Source organism: Pedobacter psychrodurus, assembly GCF_032678585.1.
Taxonomy (GTDB): Bacteria; Bacteroidota; Bacteroidia; order Sphingobacteriales; family Sphingobacteriaceae; genus Pedobacter; species Pedobacter psychrodurus_A.
In genome coordinates this window covers 39,259-52,947 of sequence record NZ_JAVTSN010000026.1, presented here as the reverse complement: position 1 = coordinate 52,947, position 13,689 = coordinate 39,259, and the positions used below count along the sequence as shown (strand labels likewise).

General features: G+C 39.8%; 11 protein-coding genes. All 11 read left to right on the top strand.

Annotated features, from left to right (window positions below; genetic code table 11):
- Positions 1-135 precede the first annotated feature (135 nt).
- The 11 genes from R2S57_RS17425 to R2S57_RS17375 all read left to right on the top strand — a co-directional run bounded on the left by R2S57_RS17425 (position 136) and on the right by R2S57_RS17375 (position 13,606).
- Complete coding sequence (locus R2S57_RS17425) at positions 136-699, top strand: sigma-70 family RNA polymerase sigma factor (protein ID WP_316846229.1); 564 nt, start codon at positions 136-138, stop codon at positions 697-699.
- Positions 700-742: 43 nt separating this feature from the next.
- Entirely contained in the window at positions 743-1,759 is a 1,017-nt protein-coding gene (locus R2S57_RS17420) for a FecR family protein (protein WP_316846228.1), read from the top strand.
- A gap of 31 nt (positions 1,760-1,790) precedes the next feature.
- Entirely contained in the window at positions 1,791-5,324 is a 3,534-nt protein-coding gene (locus R2S57_RS17415; RefSeq protein WP_316846227.1) for a SusC/RagA family TonB-linked outer membrane protein, read from the top strand.
- Positions 5,325-5,332: 8 nt separating this feature from the next.
- Entirely contained in the window at positions 5,333-6,733 is a 1,401-nt protein-coding gene (locus R2S57_RS17410) for a RagB/SusD family nutrient uptake outer membrane protein (protein ID WP_316846226.1), read from the top strand.
- A 134-nt stretch (positions 6,734-6,867) separates the two neighbouring features.
- Positions 6,868-8,316, top strand: a complete 1,449-nt coding sequence (locus tag R2S57_RS17405) for a TlpA disulfide reductase family protein (RefSeq protein WP_316846225.1) — start codon at positions 6,868-6,870, stop codon at positions 8,314-8,316.
- A 20-nt stretch (positions 8,317-8,336) separates the two neighbouring features.
- A complete protein-coding gene (locus R2S57_RS17400; RefSeq protein ID WP_316846224.1) occupies positions 8,337-9,449 on the top strand; it encodes a TlpA disulfide reductase family protein in 1,113 nt (370 codons plus the stop codon).
- Positions 9,442-10,011, top strand: a complete 570-nt coding sequence (locus R2S57_RS17395; protein ID WP_316846223.1) for a hypothetical protein — start codon at positions 9,442-9,444, stop codon at positions 10,009-10,011. Before R2S57_RS17400 ends, R2S57_RS17395 begins: the two co-directional genes overlap by 8 nt.
- Positions 10,012-10,129: 118 nt before the next feature.
- Positions 10,130-10,705 carry a Crp/Fnr family transcriptional regulator gene (locus R2S57_RS17390; protein WP_316846222.1) on the top strand — a complete coding sequence of 192 codons (576 nt, stop codon included), beginning with the start codon at positions 10,130-10,132 and terminating at the stop codon, positions 10,703-10,705.
- Between the two features lie 67 nt (positions 10,706-10,772).
- The gene (locus R2S57_RS17385; RefSeq protein WP_316846221.1) at positions 10,773-11,441 is read left to right on the top strand and encodes a hypothetical protein; all 669 of its coding nucleotides are present in this window, start codon (positions 10,773-10,775) and stop codon (positions 11,439-11,441) included.
- A 452-nt stretch (positions 11,442-11,893) separates the two neighbouring features.
- Positions 11,894-12,505 carry an RNA polymerase sigma-70 factor gene (locus tag R2S57_RS17380; RefSeq protein ID WP_316846220.1) on the top strand — a complete coding sequence of 204 codons (612 nt, stop codon included), beginning with the start codon at positions 11,894-11,896 and terminating at the stop codon, positions 12,503-12,505.
- 78 nt (positions 12,506-12,583) lie between these two features.
- Positions 12,584-13,606 (top strand): FecR family protein, encoded by a 1,023-nt coding sequence (locus R2S57_RS17375; protein WP_316846219.1) that lies wholly within the window; start codon positions 12,584-12,586, stop codon positions 13,604-13,606.
- Positions 13,607-13,689: the final 83 nt, after the last annotated feature.

Here is a 13,689-nt window from a genome sequence, read left to right as displayed (position 1 = left end):
AACCTAAATAGTGTAATGCTGATAAGATAATGACTGATTCGAAATGAATAGTTATATTTGTGTTTACCAGTACATAATGTGTCTCGTTAACCAAAAATCCAGAAATTATTAATCCCAGTCCCATAACTCTTTATAATGAATGTGAACCGCACGGATGCTGAACTTTGGAAGTCTTTTTGTGCGGGCGACGAAAAATCGCTGGTGATATTATATGAACATTACTATAACATTTTTTTTGTTTGGGGCTGTAAATGGCTCAATGGTGAAGCTGATTTTGTAAAGGATCAACTTCAGGATTTTTTTATTTATATCTGGGAGAAGAGAGCGAAACTATCACTTGATGTAAATGTAAAAGCTTATCTGTTAACCTCTTTTCGCAGGCAACTGGTTTATCAGTGGAAAAAATATCAGAAAACCCAAGCCACAGAAGAACTCGTTAAATCATTTGATTTGTACGATTCCGAATTATTAGATGCAGAGCTGATCACTGCGCAATTTTCTAAACTTGAAAAAGCACTTCTCTTGCTGAGTCCGGCACAAAGAGAGGTTGTAGAGCTCCGGTTTCTGGAAAATAAATCTATGCAAGAGATCGCCGACCATAAAAATACAAGCATCAGAACGGTTTATAATTTGCTCCATAGGGGCATCCATAAACTCCGTTCAGAAATAAATGAAAAAAACTTTCTTTGGCTGTGGTAAATTTCATAAGTGTTGTTCTCTGTATTAAAAAGAGCAAACAAATATGGAGTTTAATTCTAGTGATGATTTTATAGAAGACGAGTCTTTCGTAGATTATTGTCTTAATATAAATGAAACGCATACCACTTTCTGGAAGGACTATGCCATTAAAAATCCTGAAAAAATACAATATATGGAAGAGGCAGCAGAGCGGATCGAAAATCTGCAGCTGCTGTTATTGGCTGAAAAATTGAAACCCCAGGCCGTTTCTTCGCTAAAAAAATACCTAAACAAAAAGAGGTCGAGAACATACCTATGGAGGTATGCTTTACCCGCTGCTGCCGCATTACTGGTTTTCACTGCCGTAACCTTTGTAATTTACCGCTTGCAGAACCGGGTGGAAGATACTGGTCTGGCCAGATTTTCTGCTCATAAATATTTTTATCAGGCCGGGCCTACCCAGCGGAAAGCCATCAATTTGTGGGATGGTAGTTTCGTCATCCTTGAAAAAAATGCCGCATTATACATCGATTCTACTTTTGGTCAAACAGATCGTTCCATGCATTTATCAGGAGTGGCTTACTTTAAGGTGGCTAAAGATAAAACACATCCATTTAAGGTTTACACTAACGATTATGTAACTACCGCTGTTGGCACCGCATTTAAATTAGCGGCCAATAACTCACTCAAAAAACTCAAAGTAGAATTAGAAGAAGGTAAAGTTACCATTGCAAAAAGAAAGGGGAAACTCTGGAATTTGATTGCCACCTTAAACCCTAAAGAAAGTGTAAGTTTTGGCGATCGACTCAAATTACTTCAAACGGAAAGATTTTCGCTCCGGAACTTTAATAATTGGAAAGCCCAGGAAATTATTTTCAAGGACGCGCCGCTTAACGAAGTGCTTCTACAGCTCGAAATTTATTATAATGTTGCTATTGATGTGGAAGATAGCGACGTAGGCAAAGAAACTTTTAACGGAACCTTTAGGCATGATTCTATTAAATCTGTAATGGAAATGCTGTGCTTTTCTGTGAACAAACATTACAAATTTACCGATCCCAACCATATTGTTATTTATTAACCAAAAAACCAAACAACCAACCAAACATTTCATGAATTTTAAAAAATTAAAATGGAGGGCGCACAGTCAAACCCCATTAAGTAAATTGCTATTGACCATCTGTTTATCTCTGATGCTTTGTTTAAGCGCATCTGCACAGGTAAAAAAACAGATTGCATTTAATCAGTCGCAGGTAGAAGAAACTTTTTCTAAGCTCGAAAAAGAATTTAATGTTCGTTTTTTTTATTCGCCTAAAAATATCGACAAAAAAGAAACGGTTAACATGGCTTCCAAGATGCGTTCCTTAACCGAGGTTCTCGAATATTTGAGCGAGGCCTATGGTTTTGTTTTTAAAACCAATGGCAATATGATCGGGGTAAGTAAAAAACAAAATGAAAACAGCTCAGGCGCTACCTTGCAAAAACCAGATTTTGAGATAAAAGGTAAGGTCGGACTGATTGAAGGAGATCATATTATTTATGTTGCCGGCATTACTGTTCGTGAAACGGGTTCAAACAATGCTGCCATAACGGATGATAAAGGGAATTTCAGGATCAAAACCAATTTACCGGCCGCGAGGCTATCTATCAGTTATATCGGTTACAAGACTACTGAGGTTGATGTTTCAGCCAATGCGCAACTGGATATCAATTTACAGGTTGATGCAAATACGCTGAAGGAAGTTACAGTGGTATCGAATGGTTATCAAACACTGGCCAAGAAAAATACAACCGGTAGTTACGCTACAATTTCATCAGCAGATATTGAGCGCAGGAGCAGCCAAACACTCGATCGCATATTGGAGGGCTCAGTACCGGGCCTCTCTGTATATAATGGTTTTAGGTCGGTAAATGGCGTTAGGACACAAATAGGGTCAGATATCCAGGTAAGGGGCGGAAGCGCGATCCAAAGCGAGCGCAATACTCCTTTGATAATAGTAGATGGTTTTCCTGTTAACCAATTGCCCGATAACTTTAACGATGTTGAAAAAATAGACGTATTAAAAGACGCATCTGCTTCCGCAATATGGGGTGCCAGGGCCGCCAACGGCGTAATTGTAATCACCACAAAACGCGGTAAAAAGGGGCTTTTGAGTATTGATTTTTCATCTAATTTATATTTCACTGCAAAAGATGATTATAGTGTGCTCAGACGTGCCAGCTCTGCTGATATGATCAGTGTAGATAACGAAATTTACGCAAAAGGATACTTTAGCTCTGCATTTTTTCAGGGTACACAAGGAGGTTTTTCCCCATCCTTTGATTATATCCTGCAAAAAGAAAAGGGATTGATTTCGGCCGGAGATCTAAGCCGTAAACAAGACTCACTTTCAGGCCTGTCCAACCTTCAGCAGAATAAAGACCTTTTGGCCCGCATAGGTGTACGCCAGAACTATTACCTGTCGTTGGCAGGTGGGGCAGAGCGCTATCGTTTCAGGTTTTCAGGTTCTTACGATAACAATAAATCGAACTTTATCGGAGACGCGTCGCGTGCGATACAGGTGAATATGCGTAACGATTATGAAATTACGCCCTGGCTACATGCTGTTGCAGATTTAAACGCAGTTTTTAACAACCAGGACATGGGCACCGATATCCGATCGCAGCTTTACGGGCTTTCACCATATCAGATGCAGCTGGATGCAAATGGTAATTATGTCTATGATTACAGTTCGTTTAATAAAAACACAAATGCCACTTTAATGGCCAAAGGCTACTACGATAATGGTAAAAATGTTTTGCAGGATGCAAGCCTGGCAGATAATAACTACAGTGTTTTCGGTTTAAGAACGAAAATTGGTATAGAAGCTACATTGGCCAAAGGTTTAACCTTTAATACTTATTTTTTGTACGATAAAATGAAAACCACCAACAGGCAGCTGGTAGATGAATATTCAAGTTCGGCCAGGTCACTTTTAAACAGATATGCCAGTTTAGATGCCAACGGTAAAGCATTCTTTAACCTGCCGAAAGGAGATTATCTGAATTTATCAGAAACCACAAACGACAATACCTCCGTGCGTTCGCAGGTTAATTATACCAACCTGTTTGCAGGTAAACACTTTGTTAATTTTGGTGGGGGATTAGAAGTTAAGCAATACTTAACCAATGGCTTTACCAACCGTAAATACAATTATAACGACGATTTGCAGTCGTGGTCGCCAATAAACCAAATTCTACTTCTAAATGGTGTAATTGGGCAAAGCGGATCTAATACTGTTTATGACGCCACACAATACGATAAGTTTAGCTATTTAAATACCAGAGAAGTTTCTTTTTTTGCTACCGGTACCTACACTTATGACGACAGGTATACTTTACAGGGCAGTTTGCGCTTTGATGAATCCAATCTGTTTGGTGTGGATCCAAAATCCCGACGTACGCCATTATGGTCGATCGGTGGAGCCTGGGATGTGAGCAAAGAGCAATTTTTTCATGTCGATTTTATCAATCTGATTAAGCTACGCGCCACGGTCGGATTAACCGGGAACTATGATCCAACAACCACCCCTTTGCTTGTGGCCACACGCGCTTTTCAGGCCGCAACCTCCGATTACCGTTCGAGGGTTGACGTAAACAACCCTTACAACCCAAAATTGAGATGGGAGCGTACAAAAACCTACAACCTTGGTGCAGATATTGCTTTTTTAAAGAACAGGTTCCAGCTAACGGTAGATATGTACAAAAAGGATGGCTATGATTTGTTAGGTACCCAATTACTCGACCCAACAATCGGATTCACTTCAACAAAAGTAAACGGGGCCAAAATGACAAATAACGGTTTAGAAATAACGCTTACGGGCAGGGTATTGCAACAGGGGAGTTTCTCCTGGACAAGTAACTTTAACTTTGCTTACAACACCAATAAAATTACCGAAAATAAAATCGCAGAAAGTAGTCCGGTTATTGGACGTGTTACCGCTACAGTACCCTATTATGTTGAAGGGTATCAGCGCGAAAGCCTATGGAGTTACAAATGGGCAGGTTTAAGCAGTACCGGCGATCCTCAGGTTTATGACGGTAACGGCAATAAAGTGCTGGTGCCTGTGTTAGGATCTTTAGCATACAGTGGCTCATACCGGCCGAAATATACCGGTGGCTTTACCAATATTTTCAATTATAAAGGTGTTTTTGCAAGTGCAGTGCTGATCTATAATTTCGGTGGCGTATTCCGCAGGGAAATGCCATCTATGAACGGTTACGATTGGAGCCCGGTGATCAATTATCAGGTTGCCGATAGGTGGAAAACAGCTGGAGATGAAGCACGTACTGATATTGCGGCTTTTCAGGCAACCCCATCATCATTATATGATGGCCGCGACCGTGCAGCGAAATTTTCGAGCAACAGTGTCGAAAGCAGCAGTTTTATCCGGTTGAGGGAAGTACAGATCGGATATAAAATACCATCCTCTGCATTAAAAAATACACCGGTAAAAAGCATCACCATATCGGCACAGATGAATAACATCGCCATCTGGACAAGAAATAAATACGGTATAGATCCCGAAGCCGTGGATGCGCAAACCGGGGCGTATTATCTGCCATCACCTAAAGTTACAACCATCAGCCTGCGGGCAGGTTTCTAATTAAGAAAATGAAAAATAAGATCATGAAAATCAAATTGATTATAATCGCAGCAGTGATCCTAAGCACCTTTGGATCTTGCAAAAAATACCTGGATGCCAATCCGATAAAGGGCAAAGTGGTGCCTAAAACACTTGCTGATTATGAAGAGTTTTTAAACGACATCTTACTTAGCCAGTCGGGTTATGTCTATCCCGAGTTTATGGCAGATGACATATTGAGTGCTACAGTTACCTCGCCTACAGCAGATAGAATATCCAGATCATATACCTGGCAGAAAGATATTTTGTTTGCAACCGATGATGACAGTGAATGGAATGCACCGTACAGCTACGTTTATACCTGCAACCTGGTCTTGGATCATTTAGAGACGGCAACTGAAGGAAACGATCAGACAAGGAACCGCTTAAAAGCAGAAGCTTTAACTCAACGAGCTTATTATCTGTTTACACTGGCCAATTTATATGGAAAAGATTACGTGCCGGCAACCTCTGCTACCGATCTGTCAGTCCCAATTATGCTTCAGCCCGATCTCGAAACCAAAGCCAAACGGGCTACTGTGCAAGAGCTTTATGCTCAGGTGACCAGTGATCTGGAAACTGCTATTTCCATGGCAGATTTCCCTGATGCTGGCCGCAATTACATCCATCCGGGTAAATTGGCATCGAAAGCTTTACTGGCAAGGGTTTGTCTTTTTAAAGGCGATTATGCAAATGCATTAAAATATGCTAATGATGTTCTGGCAACAAAAAATACACTCTTTGATTGGAATACGCTGAGTTTTAGTAACCCATTAAAACCCACCGCCTCCACCATTGTGAACAACCCGCTGCCACAGAATAATGTGGAAAATATTTATTACAAAAGTGCTTCAAATTCTGGGTTGTTGACACGTTTTATGGCCAGTTCGGATCTGTTAACGGTTTTGGACCAAAAAGACCTGCGTTATGTTTTCAATTTCACACGTTTAACTTCGGCGGGGCTGCCAAGCCCAAGTGTTAATCCTGATTATTTGGGCACCACTCCAAATTTTAGTATCGGGGTGCCTGAAATGATGTTGATAAAAGCCGAATGCCTGGCCAGATCTGGTGATAAAGATGGGGCGGTTTCTGTTTTAAACGCATTGCGTGTAAAGCGTTTTAAGCCGGTTGATTATGTTGCTTTATCAGCGGCTTCTGCAGATGATGCCCTGGCAAAAGTTTTATCTGAACGGAGAAGGGAACTACTTTTTCGTGGCATCAGGTGGTTTGACCTCAAAAGGTTAAACCGTGATGAACGGTTCAAAAAAACACTGAGCCGGGTAGTTGGTGGACAAACCTATACGCTCGAACCCAATAGCGAACGGTATTTACTCCAGATTGCACCAAAAATTATATCCATCAACCCCTTAATTATTCAAAATCCAAGATAGCCGCTATTGATTTAATACGTGAGGATGCTAACAGAAATTCAGGTCAGATGGCCTGGGTAACGCCATTCTCATGTATTTACCTATCAGCTTTGCTTTAATATTTATTGACTTATTAGCTTATCAATTCATTCATTATGAAGTATTTACTTTTTACATTTATTATGCTGCAGGCATTTATTGCAGGTGCCAATCCAACTGTGTTTTCGGGCCGTTTTACCGGCCATCAACCTGTTACCGAAATAAAAGCTACGCTCTGGGATATCTCAGAAGGATACCGGAATGTTGCATTGGGAACGGTGAAAAAACAGGAGCTGGTCATTGATGAAAACGGTGGTTTCAAATTATTGCTGAACCCTAAAAAATACGGGTTTTATAAATTGACCTATGCTGTAAAAGGCCGTCCGGGGTCGATTGATTTTTTTGTCCGGCCCAATCAGGATGTATTTGCAAAGTTGTCGGTAAGCGACGCTGAAGTAGCCTTAGATCTTACAACCGGAATTAACGAGGAAACAAAAAGCCTCTATAATGCAAATCATGCTGTTGGTCCCATCATCAGAAATATTTATAAGGGCAATAAAAATCCCGACTCAGTAAAACTGGAGCTCGGCCAGATTAAACAATTGTTTGCAAAGGTAAAGGCTGATTATAAGGGGAAAAGCCCTTTTGTAAAAGAATATCTGGATTTAGCAGCGTTCTTCCAGTACACTTCAGTACTATATGATTATCCAGGTTTTTATAAGGCACAAAAAAAGAATAAAGAAACTACCTGGGTAATGCAGGCCTCTTATTACGATGATGGATACGATTATAAAAAATATTTAAATCATGAAGGAGTGATGTTACAACTGGATGCCCCTATATTTTGGTTGGATCAGTATATAAAAGTAAATAAAAAAACAGCTGATGATACGGACAAGGCAAAAGTATTGGATGATGACCTGCAGAGCGCCTATCTGTTGGTTAGTAACCAGAATTTACGCGATGCCTATTCTTTTTATAAGTTGAAGGCTTATATCAAAGCAACAAAAGGGATCAGCTTTAATGAAGAAACAGAGAAAATAGTATTTAATAATCTGCATAAGATCAAAGATACGGCATATTCAAACGCTATTCTTGCCAATCTTCAAAAAGCTAAAACCATGTTAGCGGGTGCCGAAGGATTTAAATCTGCACTTGAAAATACCGATGGAAAGCCAGCTTTTTTTAAACAATATGCAGGTAAATATCTGTACATCGATGTGTGGGCTACCTGGTGTGGTCCTTGCAAACGCGAACGTCCTTATCTTGATGAACTGGCGGCACGTTACAAAGGCAAAAATATCAGCTTTGTTGGGGTTTCGATAGATAATCCAAACCAGAAACAAAAGTGGCTGGATATGGTGAAAGCAGAAACCAATAATAACATTGATCAGCTTTTTGCAGGAAGCGCTTCGGCATTTGTAAAATATTACGACATCACCGCTATCCCACGGTTTTTGATTTTTGATCGGGAAGGGAAACTATTGCAATACGATGCACCCCGGCCCAGCGATACAAAAGTTACGGTTTTATTAGACCGCTTGCTGGAAACCAAAAATAATTAAGGAAATTTTAACTGTAGAATATGATTGTTTCTTTAAAAAGAAGTTTTGTTGTCACGTTTATCACAGTTGTTGCAGGTATAGTTACCGCAAAGGCGCAATCTGAAGCACAAGTGAGCATGGATATCGAATTTAGTTCTGCCCTGCACCAACAGGGAGCTAAATTAAAGTTATACAGAGAATGGCCCAAAAGAGAACTTATCGATACCGGTAGTTTGGATAACCAGAACAAATATACCTTTCACCTTAGCAGTAGCCAGCCAGCAGTTTTTACACTATCGGCCAGGAAACCTTTTGTAGATCGGACCATCATATTGGATAAGGGCGTTTGCAAGATTATATTAAATGCCGATTCTCAGTTAACCGTAAATGGTGGTGAAAAACAAGCCATTTTGGAGAATTATCTGAAGATGATGAAACCCATGGAAGAAGAATGGGCTGCATCAGGCAGAAAATATATAAAAGCAGCCAATCTTGAGGAGAAACTATTGGCAGAAAAGGAAAACCAGATTCAGGCCGAAAAAGTTCAGTCGGCCAGATTGGCATTTGTAAAAAAGAATGCAGATAATATTATTGGTCAGTGGCTTGCACACCACAATATCAATCTTTGGCAGGATAAAGATCTTCCTGTACTAAGGGAGGCTTTTTATGCTACCCGAAAAACGAATATGGTGTCCGATGAAATCGAACAGAAACTTTTGCTGGCACAGGGCAACCAGTTTATTGGTAAAAAAGCGCCTTCGTTTAGTTTGCTGTCGCTTCAAGGCGATACGGTTTCGTTAGCGCAATTATTGAAGAAGAATAAATTTGTACTCCTTGATTTTTGGGCCTCATGGTGTACACCATGCCGGGCCACCAATAGAAATATTGCCCCAATGTATGCTGATTTAAAAAGCAAAGGAATAGAAGTTGTTTCTGTTTCGGTTGATGAAAATAAAGATTTATGGAAGAAAGCTGTAGCATCTGACGCCATTCCCTGGATACAAGTGATTGTTCCAGCTGCAATGAAATCAGCAACTGTAATCAGTTATCAGGTAAAAAGATTGCCAGCTACTTTTCTTATTGATCAGCATGGAATAGTGGTGAAACAGAACATAGAGGTGAAGGAATTAAAAAACATACTTAAAAATGAGTGATCGTGAAAAAAATAGCATCGGGGAGGTAAGAATGTTTTTGGCATTTTTATTCTCCATTGTCGGGGAATCTGAAAGTCAGGCAATAAAGGAGGTCTTCAGGCTTGCCGAAATCCTTTCTGTTACTGCCGGGGATAATGTACGGGCAGAAAAGATGAACAGACAGGGCAGTACAATTGTCATCGTTCTTGATGGCCTTGTAAGTGGCTTTCTTGCTAGGCAAACAAATCATAGAACTGATATTTGGCTGGGTAAAACCAGAAGTGTATTGATTAACGATGGATCATTACAAAACCTTGAAGCCTTCAATATAGAGGCTATAGAAGATTCACTTTTGATGCTTATTTCAAAAGAAAAACTTGAAGTGATTTGCCAGACTTATCCTGTTCTAAACCGGCTTTTCGCCGAATTCATTTTTCCAGCTACGATTAAAAGTCTTGAGTATCATTCCATTCTCAATAAAATTGATCATCCTGCTAATAAGTTCAGCTACTTTAAGCGTGCTTTTCCGAAAGTTTGGTATAGTGTACCCATTAGGATATATAATTCCTATGTTGGGAATTGAGGCAATAGCAGACATTGCTGATCGTTTTGATGGGTAAACCCTTTTTAAGTCAATTTGTTATATTTATAGCTAAAGCATTCAGGAAAGTAATTTGATGCGAAGATAAACGGATGTAGATATGCATGGAGTAAGCAAAAATTTTATAGATTTTGTGAATAGCCTTTCTGTATTGGAAAAAGATACTGCCGATATACTGTCGAAGCAGTTAGAAACCGTTTCATTTAAAAAAGGCGAGGCCATAGTAGAACAAGGAAGTATATGCAGATATGTATACTTTATCAACAACGGACTGGTTAAAACTGGGTTTGAAAGTAAGGAAAGGACTTTTATTATGCGTTTCTTCGCCGAAGGTACTATGTTTACCGTTCTCGACAGTTATCTTACTCAGCAGCCTTCTGCTTACAAGGTAGAGGCTTTAGAAAACACGGTGGTTACGCGTATATCACGAACAGAAATGGATAAACTTTGCGCCCGTTTTCACGCTATGGAAACTTTTTTTAGAAAACTGGTTTCTATGGCTTCGGTTAACATGATGGCAAGGATTGGTGAAATATTGGAAGAGCAAGCCTCGGCACGTTACGAAAACTTTTTAAAGGAGAACCCGGACCTCGTACAACGGATCAGTCTCGGCGATCTGGCCAGTTATCTCGGCATTACCCAGGTTTCTTTAAGCCGGATCAGGGCTGGACTATAGTTTTTTATCATTTGATAAATTTTCGATGACATAGATAGGCTAATTTTGATATACTAATTTAAAGGTTATGATAACAAAATTCTCTATCCTGCAAAAGCTGAGCCTCGTCATTGCACTTTTATTTACCCTTGTTGCACCGGTAATGGGTTATTTAGCTATCGGATTGCCTCCCGTTATTATAGTGGGTGGATCTGCATTAATCGGCCTGGTTTGCTGGTATATCACTTATCTTAAAAAACCGGTCGACCCAAAAATTATTTTACCGCTTTTTCTACTTACTGTTGCAGGTCTTCAGATCCATATTATAGAAGAATACCTTACGGGTTTTGCTCCTGCAATGAGCAGGCTCTTTGGCATTCCATGGAGTGAAAAAAGTTTCCTGATGGTTTTTGCACTGGTTGGCCCTACAATTTACACGCTTACGGCACTCGGTCTTTATTACAAAGTTCCAATTGCTGGTTTTGTTGCCTGGTTTATTTTTATCGGCCCAGGGGTAGCGGAGTTTACACATTTTATCTTTCCGTTGATCAAGCCACAACTGGACGCAACAACATTGGATCCGCTTACTGCTTCTATCCATGGAAAACTGATTGTCAATATGCGTAATTATTACCTTGGCGCTACCGGAAATTATTATTTTCCAGGCATGTGGACAGCAATATTGCCTATGATACCTGGGATTTATGCCATTTATCGTTTGTTTAAACTAAACAGATTAGAAAAGGCGCAGGCCTAGTATTATATTATTAAACTGTTAAGCTTTTGCTTTGCACTTTTAAATGTCATCCAACTTATTACTTTTGCGGCGATCAATTGAAAACGATCGATGTAGAGCGCTTTTTTGGTAGCAGGCCGAAGGTTCGATTCCTTCCTCTACAACTCCATTAACCATTACGGTCATTATTTAATTACTCAGGCCTGATCTGGATCTAAACTTCATTTTTTGTTCATGTTTAGTTTCTAGGTTTGTGCCATAGATATTGGTTATATCTATTAGGTTTTGGTTAGATAAAAATAAGCCACGGCGGATGCTGTGGCTTATTTGTTTTTATTGTCGACCGTCCTCCACATCCAAACCTTTGACCTGAAATAATCAATATTGATCATGTTCAATAACTTAATATTGCCTTAATATAAAGCGTTGTTATAGGTTTTATTTTTGCTGCACAGAGATTCTCTTCGCAAGGCATGTTCAACGAAATAAAAGATTTACCGGATGCAGTACTTTTAGAAAAGCATAAAAACGGAAGTTCAGCTGCCTTCGACCTGCTCTTTAAACGCTACTATTCTGCCTTATACCGTTATGCCTTAAAAAACAGTAAAGATACTTTTGTTGCCGAAGAACTGGTAATGGATGTGATGCTCGGCCTGTGGAAGAAACAAGGTGATATCTCGGTAGAAACCAATCTCGGCCCATATCTTTACCGCGCTGTAAAAAATGCGCTGTACAACCATTACCGAAAAAAAATACTGGCTACGGTTCAACTTGATGAACAGCTCGAAACCAATATGGTGCAATCGAGACCTGCAGACGATGCATTGGTTTATGCACAACTCGAAGAAATTTACCGTGAAAAACTGGCGGAGCTAAGCCCCGCACGCCGAAAAGTATTCCAGATGAGCAGGGAAGAAAATAAAACCTATGCCGAAATTGCCACTGATATGAACCTCTCGGTAAATACGGTCGAAAATTACATGGTTGCTGCATTGCGCTTTTTCAGACAACACATAAAAGAGCATGCCGATTTCACCCTTTTTTTACTTCTGGCACCCTATATTCTCCTGTTTTTACCTGCTTAAATAAAAAATATATTTTTTTTCCATTGAATAGGTGGTACACTTAAAAACTTGTGTTATGACTATTGAAGAACAACATCAATGGATCGTAAAACAGAAAAAAAAGCACTCATCAGAAAATATATTAACGGCGAATGCACAGCGGAAGAAACTGCTGAACTGAAATCGCTGCTATTAACCGATGATCTTTCTGTACTTTTTGAAGAGGTGATGGACGAGATCGCTTCAGCAAACACTGATTTATATAACGAACCGGATCTTGAAGATGCACTTGCCAAATTTCACAAAAAGCAATCGGCCGTAAGCATTAAAGGCAATGAACCGAAAATTTTAAGCTTAACACCAAAAAAGAAAAAACTCCGCAGGTATTTATCGTATGCGGCAGCTATTTTGGTACTGGTGGTTTCCATTTCAATATTGATCCCAAGGCTGAACAAAACACCTCAACAAAATGTACAGGTTCAGCATTTCGAAAACCCAAATGGAAAACGTTCCAGAATCCTTTTGCCCGATAGTTCTGTAGTATATCTTGGTGCAGGAAGTACACTTTCTTTTCCTTCAAAATTCGCAGCAAATGTACGTGCAATATCATTAAGGGGAGAAGCTTTTTTTGAAGTCACTAAAAACCCGAAAAGACCATTTATCATCCATACCGGAAATATCGTGACGAGGGTATTGGGTACTTCCTTTAAAGTCGATGCTTTTTTAAATCAACCGGTTAGTGTTTTGGTGAGTACCGGAAAGGTAAGGGTAGATCATGAAGTAAACAAAGTATTACATCCCATTGCCGTATTGTTACCTGGCCAAAGCGTAGTATGGAATGAGAAAACCAGTCAGCGGGAGTTGGGTAATACACCCGTTAAAGATATTCTCGACTGGAAAAACGGAAAACTGGTGTTCAGGAAAACAAAACTGGCTGATATTGCTGCCATTTTGGAAAGAACCTATAATGTGGCCATCCAGATTAACAGCCCACAACTTGCCAACAGGCAGATCAGGGTGAATTTAACCACCGATATTCCAGTAAGCAAACTTGTTAAGATACTCAGTGTTGCAGGCAATTTTAACTATAAAATCAATCAAAATCATGTTAGCATTTTTTAGAAGAGAAAGGATGGGGATGTAACAAACAGACTAAAATAAAAACGTCCTCCTTTAAGGGAGGACGCGTAAATCATCAACGGACT